This window comes from Saccharibacillus kuerlensis DSM 22868 (assembly GCF_000378145.1).
In the GTDB taxonomy this organism is placed as follows: Bacteria; Bacillota; Bacilli; order Paenibacillales; family Paenibacillaceae; genus Saccharibacillus; species Saccharibacillus kuerlensis.
This window is the reverse complement of sequence record NZ_KB899303.1, coordinates 14870-39613: the sequence shown is the minus strand read 5'-3', so window position 1 is coordinate 39613 and position 24744 is coordinate 14870. Positions and strand designations below refer to the sequence as shown.

The 24744-nt window shown below is 52.7% G+C and carries 18 protein-coding genes; 10 read left to right on the top strand and 8 right to left on the bottom strand.

Annotated elements, in window-relative coordinates; translation table 11 throughout:
• Positions 1 to 52: 52 nt before the first annotated feature.
• The 3 genes from F456_RS0118490 (at position 53) to F456_RS24580 (ending at position 1019) form a co-directional block, all read left to right on the top strand.
• On the top strand, positions 53 to 397 hold the full coding sequence (locus F456_RS0118490) for a DUF4870 domain-containing protein (RefSeq protein WP_018978541.1): 345 nt from the start codon (positions 53 to 55) through the stop codon (positions 395 to 397).
• 83 nt (positions 398 to 480) lie between these two features.
• Positions 481 to 738, top strand: coding sequence for a DUF6953 family protein (locus F456_RS0118485; RefSeq protein WP_018978540.1), 258 nt, complete (start codon positions 481 to 483; stop codon positions 736 to 738).
• Positions 735 to 1019 carry a hypothetical protein gene (locus F456_RS24580; RefSeq protein ID WP_018978539.1) on the top strand — a complete coding sequence of 95 codons (285 nt, stop codon included), beginning with the start codon at positions 735 to 737 and terminating at the stop codon, positions 1017 to 1019. Before F456_RS0118485 ends, F456_RS24580 begins: the two co-directional genes overlap by 4 nt.
• A 124-nt stretch (positions 1020 to 1143) precedes the next feature.
• Here F456_RS24580 and F456_RS23770 read toward each other — a convergent pair whose 3' ends face one another.
• Positions 1144 to 2736, bottom strand: coding sequence for an ATP-binding protein (locus tag F456_RS23770; protein ID WP_018978538.1), 1593 nt, complete (start codon positions 2734 to 2736; stop codon positions 1144 to 1146).
• A gap of 339 nt (positions 2737 to 3075) precedes the next feature.
• Here F456_RS23770 and F456_RS0118470 point away from each other — a divergent pair, with 339 nt between their 5' ends.
• Positions 3076 to 5718: a YhgE/Pip domain-containing protein gene (locus F456_RS0118470; protein ID WP_018978537.1), complete on the top strand. Its 2643-nt coding sequence runs from the start codon at positions 3076 to 3078 to the stop codon at positions 5716 to 5718.
• A 225-nt stretch (positions 5719 to 5943) separates the two neighbouring features.
• Positions 5944 to 6498: a TetR/AcrR family transcriptional regulator gene (locus F456_RS0118465; protein WP_018978536.1), complete on the top strand. Its 555-nt coding sequence runs from the start codon at positions 5944 to 5946 to the stop codon at positions 6496 to 6498.
• A gap of 55 nt (positions 6499 to 6553) precedes the next feature.
• Here F456_RS0118465 and F456_RS0118460 read toward each other — a convergent pair whose 3' ends face one another.
• From F456_RS0118460 to F456_RS0118450, 3 genes are all read right to left on the bottom strand, one after another.
• Positions 6554 to 8080: an HD domain-containing phosphohydrolase gene (locus F456_RS0118460; protein WP_018978535.1), complete on the bottom strand. Its 1527-nt coding sequence runs from the start codon at positions 8078 to 8080 to the stop codon at positions 6554 to 6556.
• Positions 8081 to 8283: 203 nt separating this feature from the next.
• The gene (locus F456_RS0118455) at positions 8284 to 8721 is read right to left on the bottom strand and encodes a MarR family winged helix-turn-helix transcriptional regulator (RefSeq protein WP_026293976.1); all 438 of its coding nucleotides are present in this window, start codon (positions 8719 to 8721) and stop codon (positions 8284 to 8286) included.
• Positions 8722 to 8980: 259 nt separating this feature from the next.
• Positions 8981 to 9688 (bottom strand): hypothetical protein, encoded by a 708-nt coding sequence (locus tag F456_RS0118450; protein ID WP_018978533.1) that lies wholly within the window; start codon positions 9686 to 9688, stop codon positions 8981 to 8983.
• A gap of 234 nt (positions 9689 to 9922) precedes the next feature.
• Here F456_RS0118450 and F456_RS0118445 point away from each other — a divergent pair, with 234 nt between their 5' ends.
• The 4 genes from F456_RS0118445 (at position 9923) to bshB2 (ending at position 15437) form a co-directional block, all read left to right on the top strand.
• Positions 9923 to 11164 (top strand): DUF445 domain-containing protein, encoded by a 1242-nt coding sequence (locus tag F456_RS0118445; RefSeq protein ID WP_018978532.1) that lies wholly within the window; start codon positions 9923 to 9925, stop codon positions 11162 to 11164.
• A gap of 190 nt (positions 11165 to 11354) precedes the next feature.
• Positions 11355 to 14039 (top strand): stalk domain-containing protein, encoded by a 2685-nt coding sequence (locus F456_RS0118440; protein ID WP_018978531.1) that lies wholly within the window; start codon positions 11355 to 11357, stop codon positions 14037 to 14039.
• 272 nt (positions 14040 to 14311) lie between these two features.
• Positions 14312 to 14656 (top strand): YojF family protein, encoded by a 345-nt coding sequence (locus F456_RS0118435; protein WP_018978530.1) that lies wholly within the window; start codon positions 14312 to 14314, stop codon positions 14654 to 14656.
• Between the two features lie 103 nt (positions 14657 to 14759).
• Positions 14760 to 15437 carry a bacillithiol biosynthesis deacetylase BshB2 gene (gene bshB2, locus F456_RS0118430; protein WP_018978529.1) on the top strand — a complete coding sequence of 226 codons (678 nt, stop codon included), beginning with the start codon at positions 14760 to 14762 and terminating at the stop codon, positions 15435 to 15437.
• Positions 15438 to 15850: 413 nt separating this feature from the next.
• Here the strand turns inward: bshB2 and F456_RS0118425 are convergent, their stop codons facing one another.
• Both F456_RS0118425 and F456_RS0118420 read right to left on the bottom strand, forming a co-directional pair.
• Positions 15851 to 18187 carry a UvrD-helicase domain-containing protein gene (locus F456_RS0118425; RefSeq protein ID WP_018978528.1) on the bottom strand — a complete coding sequence of 779 codons (2337 nt, stop codon included), beginning with the start codon at positions 18185 to 18187 and terminating at the stop codon, positions 15851 to 15853.
• A 319-nt stretch (positions 18188 to 18506) separates the two neighbouring features.
• The gene (locus tag F456_RS0118420) at positions 18507 to 19025 is read right to left on the bottom strand and encodes an antibiotic biosynthesis monooxygenase family protein (protein WP_018978527.1); all 519 of its coding nucleotides are present in this window, start codon (positions 19023 to 19025) and stop codon (positions 18507 to 18509) included.
• Between the two features lie 501 nt (positions 19026 to 19526).
• Between F456_RS0118420 and F456_RS0118415 the strand changes: the two genes are divergently transcribed.
• The gene (locus F456_RS0118415) at positions 19527 to 21218 is read left to right on the top strand and encodes a methyl-accepting chemotaxis protein (protein ID WP_018978526.1); all 1692 of its coding nucleotides are present in this window, start codon (positions 19527 to 19529) and stop codon (positions 21216 to 21218) included.
• A gap of 193 nt (positions 21219 to 21411) precedes the next feature.
• Here the strand turns inward: F456_RS0118415 and F456_RS0118410 are convergent, their stop codons facing one another.
• Positions 21412 to 22680: a helix-turn-helix domain-containing protein gene (locus tag F456_RS0118410; protein ID WP_018978525.1), complete on the bottom strand. Its 1269-nt coding sequence runs from the start codon at positions 22678 to 22680 to the stop codon at positions 21412 to 21414.
• A 39-nt stretch (positions 22681 to 22719) separates the two neighbouring features.
• The gene (locus F456_RS0118405) at positions 22720 to 24654 is read right to left on the bottom strand and encodes a cache domain-containing sensor histidine kinase (protein WP_018978524.1); all 1935 of its coding nucleotides are present in this window, start codon (positions 24652 to 24654) and stop codon (positions 22720 to 22722) included.
• Positions 24655 to 24744 lie beyond the last annotated feature (90 nt).

The following is a 24744-nucleotide window of genomic DNA, read 5'->3' as shown; positions in this document are numbered from 1 at the left end:
CGTCTAGGCCTCCCACAGATTCGGATATCCAAAATTGAGAGGAGATTGAACAATGCAAAACCCAAATCCGTACGACCTGCGGAACGAACTGAGTGATATGGAGGATAAGGAGAACAATAAGGCGATAGCGGCGCTGTCCTATCTTCTGTTTTTCCTGCCGCTGCTGGCTGCTCGCAATTCCCGTTTTGCCATGTACCATGCCAATCAGAGTCTGGTGTTCCTGTTGGCGATGTTTGCCGGGAATTTCGTTCTTGGTCTAATTCCGTTCATCGGCTGGCTGCTGATTCCGTTCTTCAATCTGGCCGGCTTGGGATACATGATCATCGGCGTGATGAATGCGGTCGGCGGCAAAACACAGCCTCTTCCGTTTATGCCGAACGTTGAAATTCTGAAGTAAACGTCAATATCGGGTATAGTAGAGGAAAAGCCGTCCATATGGAGAGGAAGAACCTACCGGCGGACGGGAGCAGGAGGATGGACATGAGTGAACAGCAAGGGACGGAAATGACTGCCAAGCAGGTCGCGGAATGGATGGTCGAAGAGATTCGTTTTCGCGGTATTTTGAGGCAGGAGGAAGCGATCGCCCACATCCGTGAACATTTCGGCGAATCTTTTATTTTCGTCAATGAGAACGGCAATGCGTCGCTTGAAAAGGAAGTCAAAAAAGAGTTCCGCAAGCTGCACCGCGGAAGCATTTCTTGGGATCGTGACGGGTTTATGTGGGGATGGATAGGATGATTGAAGAAAGCCGCCGGGGTTCCGGCGGCTTTTTTGTTTGGAAAAGTCTGCAGGTGGGTGTACAGCGGGAAGGGCGCCGGGAGCGTTCATTACGGTCGCTTGTTGCAATCGGGAAGTGGGATGAGATGGAGATGGAGGCTTCCCGATTGCAAAGGCGAACGCTTCGCTCCTTCATGAACGCTCCCTCTGCCCAAGCCACTTTTTACGCAGGTGAGACGTTTTTCAATCAAAAGAAAAAAGCCACCGGAAAAGGCGACTTCTTAAAGAAAAAAGAAGAGTGAGTCTGACATTGACAATGAATTTTCAATGTAAGATCACGATTGAGTGAGCCTGGTCGGCCGCTTTTTTTGGCCTTCATGCGGCATTTTTGTATTCATTTGCGCAGTAGGAAGACCGGGTATCCGATTAATTCGGCCGGAATCGAACATAGAACGCGGTGCCTTCCTTGCCAGTCGACAGATCGACAGAAGCGCCGTGCTTGTTGGCGATACTGAAGCAGATGGCAAGTCCGAGACCGGAGCCGTTATCTTTGGTCGTATAGAAAGGTTTCCAGATCTGTTCGATGACATCCGCCGGGATTCCAGGACCGTTGTCTTCGACGACAAGTACGGTACAGCCATCCTGCATATACGTCTTCAACTGAATCCATCCGTTCTCTCCGGTCGCTTCCACCGCGTTGCGGACAAAGTTGAGAATCAGCTGTGTAATCTGCTTGCTGTCCATCTCAACCGGTTCGACCGGCGTAAGATGGGTGGTAATGATCCTGCCGGTGACGGAAGCATCGGCTTCGATCAGCGGCAGAATTTTACGGATCAGATCATTCAGATTTTCCTGCTTCAGCTGCACCATATGATCCTTGGCGAGCGAGAGGAATTCCGTGATGATCTGGTTAGCGCGGTCCAGTTCTTCGATCATGACTTGAAGATAGGCCGGTTCCAGCGTGTTTTTGCCCTGCATCAGCATTAATTGGAGGAAGCCGCGTACGGTCGTCATCGGATTGCGCACTTCATGCCCGATGCCCGCCGCTACTTCGCCAACCAGATGGAGCTGAGACAGACGCTGCAGTTCGTGTTCGTACTGCTTATGTTCGGTCAGGTCGCTGATCATGGTGAGCAGCAGCAGTTCGCCGTTGAAATCCAGTCTTACGGTGCGCAGAATACAAACTTTTTCTTCACCGACATGATTAGTAAACTTCACTTCGCGGCTGACGCCTTCCGGTACAGTAGAGCTCTCCTCCGAATCAGGCAGCTGCGCCATCAGCTCATTGCCCCGGATCAGCTCTCCATAACGCAGCTCCATATCGCGTCTTGTAATGCCGAGCAGCAGAAGGAAAGCATCGTTGGCTTCGATCACTTCGTGATTTTCCAGTGTGGTGATCAGCATAGGATGCGGACTGGCGGCGAAAATGGCAGCGAAGCGATTTTCCGAAGAAGAGAGGAAACGATTGGTGTCGGCAAGCGCTGCATTTTGACGTTCCAGACTTTCCATTTTGCCGATTCGATGGAAAGTGTGGACGAGCTGCGAGACGAGCAAATGCAGAATTTCCAGCTCGGCAGGAGCAAATCGGTCGCCGGTACGCGAGCCAAAGCCCAATGTGAACGGACGCTCTTGTCCGGGGAGGGCAAGCAGGAAACAGGCATAGCGCTGAACTCCCATTTGGCGCAGGATGCGACCGTGGAAATCGGAAGTTTCTTGAATTTGTTCGCCAATATAATTCTGATTGGACTGGATCACCGTTCCGCAGATTGTCTGACCCTGATCGAGCGACAGCAGGGCTTCAGCTTCCGCATCCGTCACACCACGGTGATGGATCAGCTGGAGACGATAAGGGAACCGTTCTTCCATCCAGTAGTTCAACAGAAAATCCAAGCCGAAATATTTATTCATACAATTGAAGACGTGGGTCAACAGCTGCGAAGGCGTCTCGCTGGATGCGATTCCCGGCAGTAGATCGGTCAGCGCTTCATATTTTAGCTCCAGGTCGCTTTCCGGATTCAACGAAACTCACCTCATTTATCAATCTTTACCTATATGGCGATTATAGCATCCGTATAGAAGGAAAAGTAGATGCGAATCAGCAGGCTTGTAAAAGTTTGTATAAAACATAAAAAGTTCTTGTATATATAAATCGGCTAAGTCGCTGCAGTATTTCACAAAAATCAAAAAGAAAATGTGAAATTTCTTGAAAAAAGATGAAAGAAACAGATTGTATTATATGTCGAATATGATATACTTCTTTTCAGTACTGAATGACCAAAATGTTTTTCTGGTCATTATTGACTGTGGAATCGGCTGCAAATGACGCCAAGGCAATAAGAAAGGAGCAAGAATCCGGCAATGTTTAAATCGGAATGGAAAAATATTTTGAAGCATCGAATGACGATGCTGACTGTGATTGCGATGCTATTGGTGCCGGGATTGTACGGACTGTTCTTCTTGTCCGCGTACTGGAATCCTTATGGCCATACAGACCGTTTGTCTGTGGCAGTTGTCAACAGCGATCTGGGTACAGACTACGAAGGAAAGCGCCTAGAGGTAGGCCAAGACTTTATCGAAGGATTGAAAGATAATGATTCGTTCAAATGGGTTGTGACCGACAAGCAGAATGCTCTGAATGGGCTGAATCATGAAGATTATATTATGGTAATTGAGCTTCCCGAGAATTTCTCAGAGAACGCTTCGACCTTGTTGGATGCCGATCCGCAAAAAATGAATCTCAAGTATTACACGAATGCGGGTATGGGATATTCGTCGGCACAGATTGCCAAATCGGCGATCAAGGAAGTCAACAGCGAGATTGCTGAGCAGGTGACGAAAGAATATGCTTCTACGGTATTCGGCAGCCTCACCGACCTGATTGACGGACTTCGCGACGCCGACGACGGTGCCAAGAAGCTGGACGACGGTGCGGCCGACCTGGCAGACGGATCGAAGAAGCTGACGGACAACTTGAAAAAGCTGGCCGAGAACAGCGTAAGCTTCCAACAGGGAGTGAGCGATCTGGAAAAGGGAGCCGGTACGCTGGGTGCGGGCATCGTCAGTGCGGCTTTCGGAGCGCAGCAGCTGAACAACGGGTTAGGTACGCTGTCCGGCGGAGCGCAGCAGCTCGACGATGGGTTGGGGACGCTCGCCAGCGGAGCGCAGCAGCTTGACGACGGATTGGGTACATTGTCCGGCGGGGCCCAGCAGCTCGACGAAGGGCTGAGCGCGCTATCCGAAGGGGCAGGTGGTCTGCAGAACGGAGCCGCGAAGCTGGACAAAGGATTGAGCCAATTGAAGGGCGGCGCGGACACGCTGTCCGGCGGCTCTCAGAAGCTGGAGAGCGGAGCGCAGCAGCTGAGTGAAGGACTCGGCCAATCAAATGCCGGACTGCAGCAGCTGCAGGAGAAGCTGGCGCCGTTTACTGCCGGCATGGATCAGCTGAACACGGCGGTTCAGGGATTAGGCGGACAAGCGGCCGCAGCAGCGAAGCAGTTGGGTGCAGCTCAGCAGCAATTGGGCGAGAAAGCAGCAGTAATCAAGCAGCAGCAGGAAGCCATGGCGGCTTATATTCAGGGCAGCTCTACAATTCCGGGTGCCGACAAACAGCAGCTGCTTTCGATGATGGCTGCAGGGGGTTCGGACGACAGCGAGAATCCTTCAGGTGAGGGAGCATCTTCTTCACAGCTGGAACAGTCGCTTGGCCAGCTGGACCAGCTGTCGACAAGCGTCGGCCAGTTGAATGAAGGCGCGAAGCAGATTCAATCGGCGGTCGGTCAATTGGCTGCCGGTCAGCAGCAGTTGGTTCAAGGCTCCTCGAGTCTGCTGGACGGACAGAAAGAACTGACGGGCGGTCTGAATACACTGTCTTCCAAGATCGGAGAAGCCGAAGCCGGGTCCAAGCAGTTAGCGGAAGGAGCTTCGAGTCTGGTAGACGGAGTCGATCGGCTGAAGGAAGGTTCGCAAAGTCTTGTGAGCGGAACCGAACAGCTGAGAGGCGGTTCGCAAAGTCTTGTGAGCGGAGCCGGTCAGCTGAAAGACGGTTCGCAGAATCTCGTAAGCGGAACAGCTCGGCTGCAGGATGGTTCGCAGAGTCTGGTTAGCGGTCTTGGCCAGCTGCAGGACGGGGGCGGACAGTTGGTCAGCGGTCTGACGGAGCTTGGCGGCGCAACCGGTAAGCTGAGAGACGGGGCCGATCAACTGGCGGACGGATCGGTAACGCTGAACGATGGTGTTGGCGATCTCAAGGAAGGCACGAACGAATTGTACACGGCATTGAATGACGGCGTACAGGAAGCGGGCGAGGTCAAGTCGGACGACAAAACGTACGATATGTTCGCCCAGCCGACCGAACTGACGCATTCCGATGTGCATGATGTAACGGAGTACGGTGAAGGACTGGCCCCTTATATGATGACGATCGCTCTGTTTGCGGGCGGACTCATGTTCTCCTCGGTCTATCCGCTCAAGACGCCGCAGATTCGGCCGCGTTCCGGTTGTGCATGGTTCCTGAGCAAGTTCAGCGTCATTCTGTTTATGGCGCTGCTGCAATCAGCTATTCTGGATGCGATATTGATCGGTATGGTCGGGCTGCACGTACAGAGCCTATGGCATTTCTATGCGATTACGTTTACGCTCAGCCTGACGTTCTTGTCGCTGCTGTTCTTCCTGTTTGCAGCACTCGGTAAGGTCGGACAATTTATCGCCTTCCTGATTCTGCTGGCGCAGATTGGCGGCAGTGCGGGTACGTTCCCTAAAGTACTGACACCGGACTTCTTCCAGGCGATCAATCCTTACCTGCCTGCAACTTACGGTATTCGCGCTCTGCGCGAAGCGGTGTCGTTGGGCAACGATTGGGGTTACTTCTGGACACAGCTTGTTCATGTCGGTGTATTCGGAGTCGTCTTTATTATACTTGCGCTGCTGGTATTCCTGTTCAGCAGCAAGCGAATCAAGACTGGCATCGAAGAAGAGCAGAATATCGAGCCTGCTATCGTATAATGCCGCAACTGTTAATATCGGCAGCACTCCGGTCTGTTGACCGTGTCACGTTGACCGAATCACCTGTTCGATTTGATTTTTGAACAATGAAAGTTGAAGAAGGCTCCACGACTTCCCGCGAACGAAAGATCGACTTCGCGGGAAGTTTTTTGTAAGCAGAGTTTTGTAAGTACAGTTTGTACGTGCAGTTGGTAGTGAGGATCGACAGTAGAAGGAGGAGCGGAAATGGAGCAAAAAAGACGCCGAATTTTGGAAGCGGCAATGCTGTGTTTTGAGCGCTTTGGCTTCCGCGGTGCGACAATCGAAAGTGTGGCGAAAGCGGCCCGTGTCAGCAAGAGTGCGATCTACGACTGTTTTGAAAACAAAGAGGCTCTGCTGCTGGCAGTTGTCGAAGACGTGCTGAACGACCTGCTGGCAGAATCTCAAAAAGCCTGCACTCCCGGTCAACGTCTAAGCGAAGATCTTGAAAAAACATTCGATGCCGTCATTGAACTGAGAGGATCTCATCGGCTGCTCGTCGGCATTTATCGGGAAGCGCGCCATCTGGGCACACAAGAAGTACTGGAAATGCGAAAAGCCCTCGAAGAGGGCATTGTCCGTTATATCGAAGAACTGGTCCGGCGTCATCAGCGATCAGGAGAGACGTTCCGTCTGGAGCCCAAAGTGATCGCTTTTCTCGTGTATCGGTCGTATTTGCAGCTGATTTACGATTGGGAAGACCTTTATGAGCCACTGCCGCCCGAACAAATCAAAACCGCGCTGAACGCATTCGCCTTGTAAGGGTATGCTCAGCGCGGTTTTTTTGGAGACGGCAGGAATGAGGCAGCTTGGAGGTTTAGGCTTCCGCGCGATATCGTTCTGGCATCGGCAGTTCTTTTTCCTGATAGAAAGCGTCGAGGAAAATCTGGGCGTAATAAGGGTCCCACTGTGTGCCTTTGCCTTCGGCGATGATTGCGATAGCTTTCTCCAGCGGCATTCCACTGCGATAAGGACGATTGGATGTCATGGCGTCGAAAGCGTCGGCTACCGCAATAATGCGGCCGAATTTCGGAATATCGAGACCGACCAACCCGTCGGGATAGCCTCGTCCGTCATAGCGCTCATGATGCGAACGAACGCCCGGCAGCAGCGGAGCCATCATCTCGACCGGCTCAACCCGCTTCAGAATTTCCTCGCCGAGTGCCGGATGCTTCTTGATTTGTTCAAACTCTTCATCGGTGAGCTTTCCATCCTTGAGCAGTACGCTGTCGCGGACGCCGATCTTGCCGATATCATGCAGCAGCGCCGTCTTGTTGAGCAGATCCAGTTCCTCGCGCTCAAGTCCGGCACCACGGCCGATCAGCAGTGAATATTCGGCAACGCGCTGCGAGTGTCCGGCAGTATACGTATCCCGGGCGTCAAGCGCTGCAGCCAATGTAGAGAAGTAGCTCTGAAGCAGCTGCTCGTTGACCCGCTCCCGCTGGGACAGACCCTGCACCATGTGATTGAAGCCCGAGACAAGCCGTGAGAACTCATCCGAATACAGATCGGAAGCGCGCACATCGAAGTCGCCTTTTCGTACGGCAAGAAGCGCATGTTCAAGATTGCCGATCGGCTGGCGGACGCTGCGGCTGAGCAGCCAGGCTCCGAGCGACGAGAAGCATACCCCGAACAAGAGAATGAGTAAAGCCCAATGCCAGTAGTCTTCAAGGAGAGGCGAACCGGTTGCCGTCAGTCTGATCTGCGTAGCCAATACGAAAAAGAACAAAGGGAATACACCGATCGAAAAAGCGCTGAGTTGGAACTTGCGCTGCGTCGAAACAATGACTCTACCGTCAAGAGAGACACTGACGCCATACTCGCGTTCGCCCATCTCGCTGACATGCTTCAAGAGAGGGCGAATGGCTTGATCGGTCAGAAAGTATTCAATCAGCGCATGCATGCCTGCGATCAAGAAGGCACCGGAAGCCGCAATGCCGATGTAATAGACGGGAAGCTCGATCCATCCAAGGTGAATAAACAGCAGGGTCATAAGGATGGCGGGAGCGGATAGTCCAAATAAATGCGGTCCCATGATGCGCAGTACCGATAGGGAAGGAAGACGGTGAATTTGTACATAAGCGTCCCGAATGCTGTCCAACGAAGGCTTTTCCTGCAGGAAAAGACCGCGGATCGGTCGGACCTGCCGGGCGAATGTCAGCAGCTCCAGCGAAGCCATAACGAGGAAGGAGACAATCAGTACGATGAAAATTCGGTCGAAACCGCCGATCGGAAGCTGAAGTGCAGATGAAATGACAGCTCCTCCCACACAGAGAACGGCCAAAATCGACCCGACGATGTAGTTGCGCACGAGCCGGCGTAGGAAGAGCCGGTATTCGGTCATTAAAATTCCTCTTTTCCTGAAAAACTGGTTCCTTGAACACGTTCATTTATAATGGATCAAGGATTAGGCATATTGTTCTTCTTTTATCGGCCGGATCAGCTTCCATGGTTACAGCAGACGTTCCGCAGACAAAGAAAAGCCCGAGAAAAGTCAAAAAAAGCAGCAGCCGGACACTCATGAGGAGTGTCCGGCTGTCCAAAAATTTAACGATGATTTTCGACGCTCGACATCAGCGTCCGAATTGTATCATTTAATGTATCGATCTGCTGCAGAGAAAGACCACTGGACTCGACCAACGAAGTAGGGATACAGTGAGCACGATCTCGAAGCTCCAGTCCCTTTTCGGTAATACGCACAGTAACGATGCGTTCGTCGTCCATGGAACGGCTGCGTTTGAGCAGTCCAGAGGCTTCCATCCGCTTCAGCATCGGCGTAAGTGTTCCAGAGTCGAGACTAAGCACCTGGCTGAGTTCCTTGATGCTGCTCTCCTGATGATCCCAGAGGACGAGCAGGACCAAATATTGGGGGTAGGTCAGATTCAATTCATCGAGCAGGGGCCGATACATCCGAAAAATAGCCCTTGAGCAGGCGTACAGCGAAAAGCAGAGGTGGGAATCAAGCGTAAGCCGTTGTTGATCCATCACTTTACCGAATCCTTTCTTAAATAAAAAGTTGCATACTCTTAGCATTTTATATTTCGAACAACATAATTGCAATAAATTATACATAAAAGCCGGAAGAAATAGCCTTAATTATAGATTTCGGTAAAGTTCGACAATAAATGAAGGAAAGCAAGAAAGCACAGCAAGAAGCGGACCGTCTAATGATCCGCAAACTGTGTATTATTAAGCGTTTATTCCGGCTTTAAACGGGCTTTTGCTTTGGGTTTTGTTTTCCGACTTAATCGGAAGAAGGAGTGCCGGCCGATTTTGAAAAGCCTTTGACCTTGTTGTGCAAATATTCGAAGTCACCTTGCAGCATAAGACGGACAGACTGTTCCTGCTCGAATGAATTGCGATTGGCACGTTCGCGAAGTTCTTCGCGGATGCTTTCTTTCATGGCATCGTCCGCCGAGTTGGCATCAAGTACCCCATGCCGCTCTTCCCATTCGCTGCGCAGTTCTTGGGCATTCATGACTTCGTAGGCGACAAGTGCCGCATCCTTACGGACAACCGCGCTTGCGCCGAGTGAGTTAAACCGGCTGCTGAGGCTAATCTCGTTATTTTCTCGTGCGAGAACGAGCAGTCCCCATTCGTTCTCGTTCAGCTTGGCGGCGATCGCTTCAAGCATGCCGGAATCTTCGACGATCTGCTTGGCATTGTGGTCGGCGTCCAGAAGGGGTCCGGTATAACCGCCGATCAGACTGCCAACCGGTCCGGACATTACCGAAACGATAGAGTCGATCAAGTCATTCGTCAGATGGCGGGTATCTGTTCCGTCTTCGGCAAAGTGCTCTTCCCGCTCACAGACAGTCTTACCGGACAGTTTGCGCAGTACAGAAGCTTGAAGGACTGAATATTCTTCCGTCACGGGATGTTCCCGCAAGCTTTCCAAGACCGTGTTTAGCTCTTCTTCCTGCTTGAAAGTAATAAATATAATATTGTCCATTAGGCTTTCCCATCCTTTCGTCCGACCTGAAAACGCTGGATCTGCGGACTTTTCTATTACTGTTATAAAGTTGTTTTTTGCGTTTCAATCAGCGGCTATACTAAAATAAACGAGAATCCACAGCATACTTTCCAAATTGGTGTTCAAGAAGTATCGGTTTGAAAGGGCGCTGAAACGGAAAAAGTTTGGGTCATATAAAAGTAGGGAAAATAAATCGAAGCAAGGGGGATGGCGATGGGATCGAAAAATTTGGCGGGCATTTCGTTAATTGTAATGGCCGCGGGCTTTGTATTTTGCTTGTTCTTGCCCGAGAACGTATGGACGTTCCTTCTGATCGGCGGTTTCGAAGCCGGCCTTGTAGGCGGTCTCGCGGACTGGTTCGCCGTTACGGCGCTGTTCCGGCATCCGTTGGGGATTCCGATCCCGCATACGTCGCTGCTGCTCAAGAACAAAAACCGCATTGTGGATTCGCTGGTCTCCGCTATGGAAACCCAGCTGCTCAACAAAGAAAGTATTATCCGGCAGCTGCATAAGCTTAATCTGATTCATAGTGCTGCACGGATGCTGACCGGAGTCATGGCGCGCAAGCGTACGCGGCAGCAGGTGCTGGATTTTGTGGCGGAGGCGATTGCTAAGCTTCCGCTGGAGAAAGCGGTGGAACCGGCACGGGAAGCCGCAGCGAGTTATGTTCGTGGTATGGATGCGGCCGGAATGGCGGATCGCGGACTGACGAAGGTGCTGAACGATGGATACGAGATCCGATTGTTTGATTATGCTCTTGGTGAAGCGAAGAAGTGGGTGCAGCGTCCCGAGACCAAAGACACGATGGGCGCGATGGCACTGGAGCAGCTCTCCAGTGCCAAGGTCGGCGGATTTACCGGGTTCGCTTTCCAGGCTTTTGCGGGCATGGTGAACGAGGACAAGCTTGGTTCCATGATCCAATCCATGTTAAATTCAAGCATTGATTCGCTGCTCGACCCTTACGGCGAGCAGCGTCTGTCCATCCTGCGCGAGGTGCGTGTGAAGCTGTTCGAGGCTGCCGGCGACCAAGAAAAGCTGGAGTATGTACGCGGACAAATTCTGGAGATTCTCCAGGAAGAAAGTACGGCAATCTTTATCCGCGAAAACCTGGAGAAACTGCGGGAATTCGCGTTGGAAAAAACGGCGGAGGAACGTGCGCGCGGAGGACGGATCGTATTCCGCCTCTACGCGGCGGTGCTGCGCAATGCGGCGGCGGAACCAGAACGGATTGCAGCATGGGAAGAAAAAGCCCGTAGCAGAATCGTCCAGTTGGCCGAAGACAATCATTACCGGATTGGGCAGCTTGTTCGGGACAACGTGGAACGCATGGACGACGAGCAGCTTGTAGAAATGTTGGAAGAGAAGATCGGAAAAGATCTGCAGTGGATTCGTGTGAACGGAGCGGTCTGCGGCTTCCTCGTCGGTATTATTCTGTCGATTATTCAACTGTTCTGAAGAAACGAACCGAAAATGGCAGGTGTATAGGAAGCTCGAAGGGTGGGGCCATGCCCTGCCTTTCGGGCTTTTTCGGTCTGTTTTCAGCGTAAACAGCAACCTTTCGTCTAATTCATGCGTCAAACCTTAAGAGTAGAGAACAGCAGAATAGAATAACATTCCAACCTATTATAGAAGGGAGAACGATAAAATGAAAAAAATGCAAAAAGTTAGTGCCGCTTTACTTGCGGGGGCACTGCTTCTGCCGGCAGCCGTTCCTTATTCCGCCGATGCGGCCACTCCTATTAAAGTTTATATCGACGGAGTAGAACTGACGACTCGTCAAGCGCCGATCATGCAGGGCAACCGGACGCTGGTACCGCTGCGAGGTATTTTCGAAGCGCTGAATGCCAGAGTCGTCTGGAATCAGAAAGCGAAGACGGTCAGTGCCTACAAAGGCAGCGATACGGTACTTCTGACAATCGGCTCCAAGTCGGCAACGGTTAACGGAAGTTCGGTTACGCTCGACGTTCCGGCTCGCGTCGTCAACGGAAGCACAGTCGTGCCGCTTCGCTTTATCAGTGAATCGCTTGGACAAGGCGTAAACTGGAATGCGACCACCAAGACCGTCAATATTACAACGACAGATGAATTCGAAGCACCAACTTCGGTAACGGCGCGTAATCTGGGACAGTTCGGAGACGGTCGGGATCTTCAAGTAAGCTTTGTGAAAACAGAGGACGAATCCTATGTTCAGCAGTACCGCGTCTTCGTTGTTAAATCGGGCAGCGCTTCCGCCTTCAATGTCAGCCGGGCAGTAAGCTCCCGAAACTATACGCCGGTTATGCCGAACGGATCGAATCAGACGTTTTCGCTGACGGCCCAAGCCAAAGACACCGACGGACAAGCACTGCGCGCAGGACAGCCTTATCAAGTATTCGTAGCTGCGGTCGGGAACAGTTATGCGGCAGGCAAAATGGAACTGTCTCCTTCATCGGCGGCAGTGACGCTGAGCGGGGCGGCTGTCGGTACGGCCTCTTCGGTCAAGGCGACGGATACAGCCGATTTCGGCGACGGACGCGATCTGACGGTATCGTTTGCCAGAGCACAGGATGAATCGCTCCTGTCGGGCTACCGGGTCATGGTCGTCAAGACACGGGATGCGTCTTCGTTCAATCTGCTTACAGCCAATGCGGTTGCAGCGCAGAACTACACGACGGTACCGAAAGGCTCCGCGACGCCGAGCGTGACGTTGACGGCGCAGTCCCGCGACACGTCGGGCGAACTGCTTCGCAGCGGCGTTCCTTATACGGTATTCGTTCTGGGCACAAGCTCGACCAACAATGCTTCGAACAATACGCTGTCGAACGCTTCCGCTTCGGTAACGCTGGCGGCAACCGGGTCTGACGTTTCGGCAGCGAATGTGGCGGTCAGTGACATTGCCGACTATGGCGACGGACGTGATCTGCGCGTGACATTCAACCGGGCGACCAACGAAGCGCTCGTCAGTCAGTACCGCGTACTGGTCGTAAAAGATTCGAAAGCTTCTTCTTTCAACATTAACAATGCAAACGCCGTTTCAAGCGCGAATTATACGGCGGTGAACAAGACCGGCGCTAACCTTACGCAGACACTGAGCAGCAATGCGCGCGATACGGACGGTGATCCGATCCGCAACGGAGTGGGCTACCGCGTCTATGTGCTGACAGTTGGTGCGGGAACTTCGACAAGCACGAACGTACTGTCGGCTTCTTCGCAGCCGATTACATTGGCGAGCAACTACAGCGTAGGCGCGGCAGCGACGCCTGTGCTGAGCGACGCCGGTGACTTCGGAGACGGAAGAGATCTGCTTGTCACTTTCGGCCGCGCGGCGGACGAAAGCAGCCTGTCGGAATATCGGGTACTTGTCGTGAAATCGGGCAGCGCACCGACATTTAATCTGGCTTCAGCAATTAGCGTGCCGGCTGCGAACTACGCATCGATTGCGAAGACTGGCGCAAGTCAAAGCCAATTCCTGTACTCTTCGACCCGTGACGTGAACGGAGAGCCGATTCGCAGCGGTGTCAGCTACCGGGTGTTCATCCTCTCGGTCGGTTCGACCAATTCGTCGAATACGAATGCCAATTACGCGCTGTCCGGCGTATCCAATGCGGTTACCCTATCGAGCAACTCGGCTGTATCGGGTGCTTCGAACGTTGCCGCTTCGGTAAGCGGAACAACAGGAACGGCCAGCGATATCGAAGTGAGCTTTACGCGCTCTTCGAATGAGGACAACGTAGCCGAGTACCGGATTCTGGCTGTACCGGCCGACCGTGCAGGGGCGTACTCGTTGGCCGATGCAAACGCAGCTTACTATTCCACTCCGGTATCCAAGGCAGGCAGCGGCCAGATTCGCCAAGCTCTGACCAATGGCAGCCGCGATGTATTTGGCGGCATCATTACAACAGGCGGCAAGTACCGCATTTATGTGCTGACGGTCGCTAACAGCGGCTCCAACACACTGTCCGCTCCTTCAGCTGAGGTTTCGCTGAGTGAAGCAGCTGTACAGCCTGCGGTCGGCGTAGGTGCTACGGTCAACGGATCGGTAGCGACGGTCGGTTTCACACGGCCAAGCAATACAACCGGAATCTTGGAATACCGGGTGATGCTGGTTCCGGCCTCTTCGGCTCCAAACTTTACGGTCGCCAATGCAAGCAGTGCTTCGACGGCTTACTCTAAAGCTTCGACCGGCACAGCGTCGTTTAGTCTGAACAGCGGCGATACGGATGCTTTCGGAGGAGCCCTGCAGGCAGGCGTATCTTACCGGGCCTTCGTTCTGTCGATCGCAGACGGCAGACAGATTACGGCAAATGCGCTGTCCGCAGCTTCAAACGATTTTATCTTGGTCAACCCATAAACATCGGATCGGCCAAGGCAGTTGGGGCATCTGGACGGAAAACGGCATAACGCATCTCATCCCTCCAAGTGCACCGATGGCCTGAAGACCAAGAAACGGTTCGTTTCCCTACGGGGAGCGAACCGTTTCTTTTTGAGCCATCCCATCTCCGGTCGCTCTCTTTCGAAAGCGGACTTCACCGCTTTTCTTCCATAGAAGGTTTTGTTCTTGGGGCAACCTGTACTATAATTGAAAGTACTTTTTGTAAATCTTAAACCGAAGGGAAGACTCCGATGCTGCCGATTCAACCGCAAGCCGTTCAAGAGCTGCTGGACAAGCTGAAAAATCAGGAGCTTTATCTGCATCTCGAGCTGACCAACGGCGCCTATACATTCGACCGTGACCGGTCGAAGCTTGTCGCCTCCAACTTGATTCGCAATGTCAAAGTCAGCTATTCGCATGGTTCGATCTCCGGAGTTGGCCCTTACCGGGTCGGTCTGAAAATGCCGGAGGGCTGGATTTATGCTGAAGGATTAACTCATTACGAAGAAAGCGAGACAGAGAGAGCCATTCTTGCCGGCAACGATCGTGACGGCAAACTTGTCGTCAGCTTGATGCTGAGCCCGGAACCTTTCTAACTTCCAAGCATCCCGGCTTTCTTACTGCCTCCCGTTTCCATGTCGAGTTCATAGCTTTTCATTAAAGCGGCCTGCCGCATCCGGAAAGGAGCGGGTACATCCCGTGGAACGCCATGTTTTAATCGTATTTCCCCATCCCGACGACGAGTCGTTTACCGTCTCCGGCACCGCTGCATACCATCTGCATAACGGAACGCCGGTCACTTATGCCTGCCTCACTATGGGACAGCTGGGACGCAATCTCGGCAATCCGCCGTTTGCCAACCGTGTAACGCTGCCGACTATTCGCCGGGCAGAGCTCGAAGCATCCTGCGCAGCGATCGGCATTACCGATCTGCGTACACTCGGTTTTCACGATAAAATGATCGAATTTGAAGACCGGGAACTGCTCGACGGCAAAATCCGCGAGTTGATCGAAGAACTGAATCCGTCGCTGATTCTCACTTTCCATCCGCTGTACAGCGTGCATCCCGATCATGACGCCTGCGGCGCGGCGGTTGTGCGCGTCGTCGAAGCTATGAAGCCCAAGGATCGTCCGAAAGTCCATACGGTCGCTTTTGCAAAAGGCCATGAGCGCGCGCTCGGCCCGGCCGATGTCCATGTCGATATCAGACTGTTCTTGGAGCAGAAGGTAGGCTCGATCAAGGCGCATAAGTCGCAATTCCATACGGACCCGGTGTTCGAAGGACATTCCGTGCACGATCCGATGCTTCGCGAACGTTTCGCAGATGAGAAATTCTGGACGTACAAGTTTGATTCGCATCCGTCCAAATCTAAATAATGATAATTTTGTTAGAGCCGCGGTTTACGCGGCTTTAAGTTTTTAAGAAAGTCCAATGCGTAGAAATTTCGAAGAGGCTGCAGAGGAATTTCATTCCGGTCGCTTGTGGAAATCGGGAAAAGGAATGAAATTGTAATGGAATTTTCCCGATTTCAAAGGCGCACGCTATTGCTCCTACATTGAATTTCCTCTTCCGCTTATTGGATTTCTATAAGGAGAGACTTTCTTGACACACTGGCCGCGATTTCCGCGGCTTTTTTGTGTTGAGTTTTGGCACAAAAAAGGATCGACCTTAGATAGGCCGATCCAGTGCAAACGAATAGATATACGTATTTCGCGGCAGCAATCTTTACAAGTTTACTCAGGGTCTTTGTAACTTCTGCGGATTTGTGCAGCTTTGTAAAAAATCCGTCTCAGACCGGTACGTCTCTGCGGCTCTTTTTCATCGGGGAGCTGCAGAGCGGGCAGGGCTTATGCGCCGCATTCATGTCTTTGCTGTGCATGATGCGGGTCCATGCTTTGCAGCCGGGAGCGCTGCAGGCCCAGACGGCCACGTTCTGTGTGCGGACAGAGGCCGCTGCTGCTGCGCTGCCGGCTCCGCCCGAGTGACCGGAAGACGTCCGTTCCCGTTCCGAGCGAATCTTGCCGAAACGCAGTGTACCGGTCGGACGGGCCGGACGACCGGCGTCTGCCGGCTCTTTGCCGCCGAAGGCGGACAGCAGAAAGCGGGAGACTTCGGCTTTCTTCCCCCGCTGAAAAGCAGGAGAGCTGATGAACAGCTCCTCTTTGGCCCGGGTTACCGCAACATAAGCCAGACGTCTTTCTTCTTCGAGTGCTTCGGTATACCGATCTCCGTCTGCGGCATCTACCCGAGTGTCGCGAAGATTGTCGGCTTCGAGAGCTGAAGCGTGAGGCAGACCGCCTTCCGAAGCGCCGATCAGAAAGACGACAGGGAACTCCAGTCCTTTGGACTTGTGAATTGTCATCAGTGCAACCCGGTCGCCTTGAGATTGGGATTTTACGGCGGCCGTTTGGCGATTCTTCAGCATCATTTCGTCAACAAAGGCAAGGAAGGAGACAATGGAATCAAAACGTCCTGCCGAAGTTTCCAGTTCGTCGAGCATTTCTTTCAGCATTTCCCGGTGCGAAGTCAGCTCGCTGTGCTCTCCAGCTTGAATATAGCTGTCATAGAAGCTTTGACGAATCTGTGTGATTGCGGCTGCAGGGACAAGCCCTTTCAGCGAGCGGATGCTTTCCAGCCGCTGCCGTACTTTCTCGATCTGAAAGTCTTTCAACCCGGGCAGCGTAAGCAGGTGGACGAGCGGACCTTTCTTCGGTCTGCCCGCGTCCGTTTCCCTGATATGGGTCATGCCTTTGTCTCTTGCGATATATAGAGTCGGCAGCACGCCTTCCATGGCGTCGAAGTCCCGACGGTTGACCGACAGACGCAGGTGATCCAAGACCGGCTTGACCAGCCAGTGTTCGTAGAGCAGTCTGCCGTCTCCATAGTCGATATGGGGAATATCCCGGATGACCAGCTGCTCCAGCACGGCACGGCTGCTGCTTGATGAACGATACAGAATAGCATAGTCTCCGAAACTGCGTTTTCCTGAAGAAACTTCGCGTACGATATGGTCGACGATCTTCTGCGCTTCGTCGTCGGCTGACGCGGGACGCATATACGCTGGCAGATTCCGTCCCGGTATGGCCGCCCGCAGCGTTTTGCTGCGCCGCTTTTTATTATGGCGAATGACCGCATTGCCAAGACCGACGATGGAAGGCACCGAGCGGTAATTGATATCGAGTGTAACAACGCGGGCTTTCGGATAAGCTTTTTCGAATTCCAGAATGAATTGGCTGCGGGCTCCGTTGAACGAATAGATCGTTTGATCGTCGTCGCCGACTACCATCAGATTGTTGCGCGGCGAAGCGACCATCTTCACCAATTCGTACTGCAGCAAGTTGGTATCCTGAAATTCGTCGACCATCACGTAGCGGAAGCGGCGGCGCAGTCTATCCAGTAGTTCGGGCCGCTGCTTGAGCATGGAGTAAGCCCCTGTCAGGACATCGTCGAAGTCGATATGTCCGTTCTCTTCTTTCCAAGCTTCGTAGCGCAGCAGAATCTTTTTCATCTGCCGCTCCGCTTCGCTCGCTTCGGGAAGCTGTTCGGCGGTCATCAGATTGACCTTATAAGAAGAGAGAACCGCCAGCAGATTCTCCGGCGGATAAGCATCACCAAGACCGAGCTCCCGCATGATCTGCTGCAGCAGGATATGCTGTCTGCGGGTGTCGCCGAAGATCTGCTTCTGCGATCCTTGACTGTACAGCAGCCACAGGCAGAAAGAATGGAAGGTCCGGGCTTGAATACGCGGCGCGGCTTCCGCCGCTCCCGGCAGGCCGGCGATCCGCTCTCTCATTTCGGCTGCCGCCTTGCTGGAGAAGGTCAGCAGCAGAATGCCCGATGGATCGGCTTCCTTGACGGCCAGCAGATAACCGGTGCGACAGACGAGCGTGCTGGTCTTGCCGGAACCGGCGCCGGCAAGCGTAAGAAGAGGACCTTCCGTATACCTTACGGCATCGATCTGGGAAGGGTTGAGCGAGATGCCGTGATCCTGCAGCATGCGGAAATAAGCGGCTTCCTTTGGATGATCGGGAATCCTTCTTCCGCCGGATGCCGCCGGATCCGCGAGCGGAACAGAGGTGTCCGGTGCGCCAAACGGTCTTTTGCTGAAATCTGTTACCTTGTTCACTAGCGATTCTCCTCCACTGAAAATTCCGATTCTTCAAATGTATCATGAGCCCGGAAACGCGTCAAAGCTTTCTGAAGACTGACACCAAGCACCGACTGTCTTCGGTTACATTAGAAAAAGGGCGGAATGTATTGAGAAGTCGGTTAAACAACCAGCTGTCAAAGTTAAGCCGTGTATGGATGAACGAACGGATGCCGAATAACGATCAAGTTATTGAATATAAATATAATCATAAAAAGCGGCGAACCTATAGGTTCGCCGCTTTTTATGATTATGAGACTAAACTTCAACTCATTCGATCCGATCTGATCTGTTTTGTTCAAGAACGGCCAGTATGTCCGCCGTCCGGAGTCTCGACAGTATACGTCGTAATAAAAGGTGTACGGGCGAAGATCTCGGGACGCTTGCTGCCCAATCCTTCTTCCGAATGACGCTGACGGTGGGCATGATTGTAAGCTTCCGAATCCTGCCAGCTTGTAAAGCTTGCCTCGTCCTTCCACATCGTTAATACGATGTAGGTATCTCCCTGCAGCGGGCGCAGAACCCGAATGCCGCCAAAGCCTGGCATCTCTTCAACTCGGCGGGCACGGCCGAGGAAACGCTCTTCAAAAGCTTCGCGCTTGTCTTCGCTAACGGGAATGTTATTCATCACGGCATACCCTCCCGTCAAATTGCCGGAGCTGTCGATTACCTGATAAGCGGAGCGGGAATCGACGGACGTTTCCAGTGGAGTGAGGGCTTCGAACAGCCGCAGCGTCTCCGTTTCGCCTTTTAACGTATGTGCGTTGTCGAGCTGCGGGTCTTCCGGTACCGTATCGTGAAATAAGTATAAGAACATACAAATCAACCTGCCTTTGCGTCAAAATAGTGGAATCCATACTGGGAGTCCCGGTCGAAGCGGTGAGCGTCAATTTTGACGTTCACGTGCGAAGGACTCATTGAAGTTCATAAGGCTTTTCTTTCTTATTATACCCTTTGTAATGATGAAGGAAGCGCCAAGCGGGCAGGTTTGGAGAAAATGTGGTGCCGTTCCCTATCACTTGTTCTGTGCAGCTCCCGTGCAGCGTCATTCGGTTTACTTAGACATACAGGGCTGCTTTTCGGATGCAGCGGCCTATTTTAATTATTGTATTAGGTCTATAGTTCTGAAAAAAATATATATAGTAAGTTATTTTAGCTAAATAAGTTGTTTCAAGCACGTAAAATAAGTCTAATTAACTACATGTCAGTAGGCGACTAGTCAATAAACAATAAAATCCAGGTCTTAAGGTTACTTCCTTCAAACCTGTCGCTGGAACGCCCGAACGACAAATCGGAGACAGGAACGGGAGAATGAACAATGAAGATGACGATCAGAAGAAAATTGCATGTAGGATTTGCGGGAGTACTGTTGATTACGCTGTTTCTGGCTTCGTTCAGCTTTTACGAAGTGGAACAAGTTCATCAAAACTACGGCGCTCTGATTGATCGTAGTGTTGAGGAGATCCAGACAATTGCAAATATGAAATATGAAGCGACCGCTCAGGCGAAAAACTTGCGGGGCTATCTGATTACAGGCAATTCGGCTCATATGGAATCGTTTGAACAGAATAAAGCGACTCTGCTAGAGCAAATGAATAAGCTGGAAACGATGTTGACCGGTGAAGAAGCGCGTGCGATATTGGGCGAAATTCGGGAGTTGGAAACGCGCTACGGTGATGTCGGCCTAAAATTGATTGCTTTGAAGCAGGCGGGAGACCTTGAAGCCTATACACGAATCGTAGAAGAGGAATGTGTGCCGCTCGCCAACGCCTTGGCGGAACGTTCCCAACAGCTTGAGAACCTGCAGCATGCGCAGCTTGATGCTTCGATTGCGGATACTGCCGGAGATGTAAAAGGCATTGAGACGATTATTATAGGGCTTGTAGCAGTCGGGCTTCTGCTCGGAACACTGATCGCCTATCTGCTGGGACGCAAAATTGCCCGTCCGGTTTCGCAGATTGCGAATCAAGCGAAACGCATTGCATCGGGTGATCTTACAGGCAGCGATCTGCATATTTCGAATCGTGACGAGATCGGCGAAATGGCTGAAGCTTTTAACCGGATGAAAAATAATCTGCGTAATTTGATTGTTAAGATCGACAGCAGTTCGGAACAAGTGGCGGGTGCTTCGGGTATACTGCTCAAAAATTCCGGGCAAGCGTCCGAAGCGGCCGACCAGGTGACGGGTGCAATTATGGACGTGGCCGGTGGAGCGGAACGCCAAATGGCGGGAATGGATGAAAACAAGCTGGCATTGGAAGAGGGTGGAGAAAACCTTCGCCGGGTGGCGGATACAACTTCCGATGTGTCGCGTGCTTCAACTGATGCACTTGAAGGTGCACAGGAAGGGACAAAGCTTATCGGAGAAACGATGGAGCGTATGCGTACGGCCAAGGAAACGGTCGGCCGTTCGTCGGCCGCCATTTACGAATTGGAGCGCGAATCAAAGCGGATCACGGAGATCGTGCAGACAATCGGCGGCATTGCCAGTCAGACCAATCTGCTGGCGCTGAACGCTTCGATCGAAGCGGCCCGTGCAGGAGAGCAGGGCAAGGGCTTCGGTGTAGTCGCTGCGGAAGTTAAGAAACTGGCTGAACAGTCGAGCAAGGCATCGGCCGAAGTCGAAGAACTGCTTGGAGGTATCGTGAACCGTCTGCAGGCTGCCGTAGATGCGACGGAGGAAGGAGCACGGGAAGTGGAAAAAGGAGCACAGACGGCCAATCGTGCCGGAGAGTCCTTCTACCGCATTTACGATTCGCTTGAGCGGATTACCGATCGGATGCAGGAGACAGCAGCTTCCGTTGAGCAGATCTCGGCAGGCATGCAGCAGGCGCTTAGCTCGGAACAGGATATGAATGAGCTGTCGAGGGACATTTCGGCCCGTTCGCAGAGTGTGGCTGCAGCTGCGCAGCAGCAGCTCGCTTCGATGCAGGAAGTCTCGGCTTCGGCAGATGTGCTGAGCCGATTGTCCGGCGAACTTCGCGAAGAAGTAGGGCAGTTCCGGGTATGAATTTTGCGGTCCTGAAAGCATGAGGCACGGAGCCTCACAAGCAGGCGCATCTAGGAGACAGTCCAGATAATTTGGAGTGTCTCACAGGATTAAAGAGCCTCTTCCGTTTTGGAAGAGGCTTTTTGATGCGAGAATCGTAGCATACTCTACACTGCACAGGTTCCCGAGCCAACGGCTAAGCCCTCTTCCACATTCAAGCTTCTCCGCGCCGGAATTCGTTCGGTGTCCGACCGGTCGCTTTTTTGAAGACGCGGCTGAAGTATTTCTCATCCTGATAGCCGACCAGCTCAGCAATACGAACGATCTTCATCTCTGAATCGAGCAGCAGCTGCTTGGCACGTTCCAAGCGGATGTTGGCCAGATAATCGAATACATTCTCACCGAATTCCCGCTTGAAGCGGCGGGAAATGTACTCGCGGCTCAGGAAGAAGCGCTTCGCCAAATCCTGGAGCGTCAGATCTTCGCGATAATGTTCGCGGATATAGGCCGCAATCTCTTCCATCGTATCCGTCCGTCCAATATGCCCGCCCTCGAAAGCATGAATATATTCTTCCGCTGCAAGGTTATCTGCCGAAAGATACAGCTGCTTCAGTGCTTCCTCCGCCTGCAGGTAGGAAGAACGCAGTCCTTCGGCCAATCCTTCCGTACAGCCGCCGAGGCCGAAATGCAGCGGCTCGCCGAGCACGCTCTCAAGCCCCGCGTTGATCCGTATCAACTTTTCGCCGACATGTGCCGCATTACGCCAGAAAAAGATGACGACTTCGCGATCGCGGCCGAGATTTCGGAAGGCGTAACCGTCGCGGCCTCGGCCCAGCATTTCGTTGATCACATTGGTCAAGGTGAAGAAGAGCAGTTCGGTTCTCGCCGCGTATTTGCGCCAGAGGAGAGAGTCTTCATCGAGCCGGACAACGGCGCTTCGCACCGTTCCTGTCGGCCCATCCAGACTGAACTCGCCGATCAATTCATGATCCGCTCTCATGCGGGCGGTCGAGCTTCCGAGCAGATCGGAGCAGAGCTTGTCCCAATATACGGGCTTGAAACGGTTTACTTCCATCGTTTGTGCCAGCAGCCGCTGACGATTTTCTTCGTCGGCAAGCCAGCTTTCGACGGCTCGCGAGAACGATTCGTTGAGCTGGTCGCCGTCAATCGGCTTCAGCAGATAATCCATTCCTCCGTATCGCAGCGTCTGACGGGCGAAGTCGAAATCGCCATGTCCGCTGATCACCAGCGTTTTCGTATCGGGTACGCTGCGGCTGATCCATTCCAGCAGATCGATTCCGCCGCCGGCCGGCATGATCATGTCGGTCAGGACAATCTGCGGCGCATGCCGTTCGATTATGGCGATGGCTTCACGACCGCTGCATGCCTCCATGACCTCTGCCGGTTCGTAACGCTCCCAATCGATCAGAAGGCGAATGGCCTCCCGAACATGTGCCTCGTCGTCCACGATAAGAACTTTCATATCGAGCCTCCTTGTGTTGGAATGGTCAAATATGCGAGTTTATTCCCCAATTTCTTCGTAGCCAAACAGCGGAATCCGAAGCGTGACTTGAAGGCCGCCTTCAAGTGATCGGCTCAGGAAGACGGCAGCCGAATCGCCGAAATACAAGCGCAGCCTGTCGCCGACGCTGCGCAATCCGATCTGTGCCGGCTCCGTATTCTGACCAAAGACGAGTGGGCGGTCCAGCATTTCTTGAAGTTCGCGCCGAAGTTCGGGTTCGATTCCCGGCCCGTTATCGGCAACAATTACAATTAATTCGCGTCGTACGCTGCTTCTCTGTGCAGCAGCGGCCGGCCAGTCTTCGTCTTCGGTCGAGATTATGCGGGCGGAAGACGAATTTTCAGTTTCGGTCGCATCTTCTTCCGTTTTCACTTCCGCTTCCGGTTCGTTTTTTCTTATGAATGTCCGGATTCGAAGTATGCCTTCGTTCTCGAACGTTTCGCCGGCATGCTTGAAATAGTTTTCCGCCAGCGGCTGCAGAATCATTCGAGGAACCTGGATATTTTTTGTTTCCGGCTCAACTTCGAGCGAGAAGCGGAAGCTTCCACGGAAGCGGTGCCGCTGTAGACCCAGATAATCCTGCACATATTCGATCTCTCGATTCAGCGGAACAAAAGCATCGCCGACGTGCATATTATAGTGCATCATCCGACCGAGCGAGGAGATGAGGCCGTACACTTCTCGATCGCCTTTTTTCAAAGCCAGTGTCGCAATCGATTGGAGTGCATTGTTCAGGAAGTGTGGATTGACCTGAGCTTCGAGCGCCCGCAGCTGATTGGTCTTGTTCATGATCTCCAATCGGTACTGCTTCAAGATCGAGTCGTTCAGCCGCCGAACCATGCCTTCGAAACGCCGGGACAGCACGCCGAATTCGTCGGTCCGATTCGTCTCCAGCTCCAGCGGCAGTGCGCCGGATTCCACCTGCTGCATACCGCGGATTAATTTGCGGATCGGCCGGGTGAATTTGAGCGAGATAAACGCCGTCGCCACGATGACAACGATCAGTGACAGTACGCCGACACCAGCGTTGAGCAGCAGGATCTGTCGTTCGCGTCGGTACAGCGTATCGGTATCGACACGTTTGATAAGGGTCCAGTCGGCGAGTGAACTTTGTACCTTCTCGTAGAAGAGGAACGTATTACTGCCGTCTTCTTGTACTGAATACCCCGATTCCTTCTTCGCTGCAAGCACTTCATCCAATCCGGCCAATTCGGGCCTTTCACCGAGGCGTTCCGGCGGCCCAACAATTAATCTGCCTTGGCTGTTCACAATATAGACCTGCTCACCTTCGGCGGCCAGCCGCTGAACCAACGAACGAAGGAAGTCGATTCGCACGTCGATTGCCAACAATCCAATCTTTTCATTACGGGGAATGTCGTAGACGATCCGGTTGAAGGTGAACACGTCGGTCGACCGTTCCTCGTCCTCTGGACGGAGGCGATAGCTGCCGGCTCGATGTGTGACCCCAGCAAAAGCTTGAGCTTCCCATTTGCGGTATTCGGGCAGCTGATCCTGACGCATCGGTCCGTAAGGCTTGCCTGCATAGTAGAGATAAGAATTGCTGCTCTTGTCGATATGCAGAAAGACTTGGTGTATCCCGTCCATGGAGTAATAGGTTCGCCGCAGGGCGCCCATGACGTCGCCGCGGTCGATCCCGGAGCCCAATTCGTCGGAGCCCGTGAGCATAATATCAATCAGCGTATCGCCGTATACGGATTCATCGTAGACCTGCAGGGACAGTTTATTAACCGCATCCAGATAGTTGACGATATTTGTCTGTCCCTGATACAGCAGGCTGGCATTGTCTTCGATCGCGCTGCGCTTGACGTTTTCCTTAGTCAAGCTGTAGACGACCAGTGCAGAGAGCAGAATGGGTAGGGCGGTGGCGACGACAAGGAATAGGGTCAACTTGCTGCGAATGGACTGTCGGAACATGCGGCACTCCTTTCTCCTGAGGAAGGTCAATATACTCCACTATATTCGTCATTTCTCTCTATGTTAGCGCTTACTTTTTGGTTATATAAT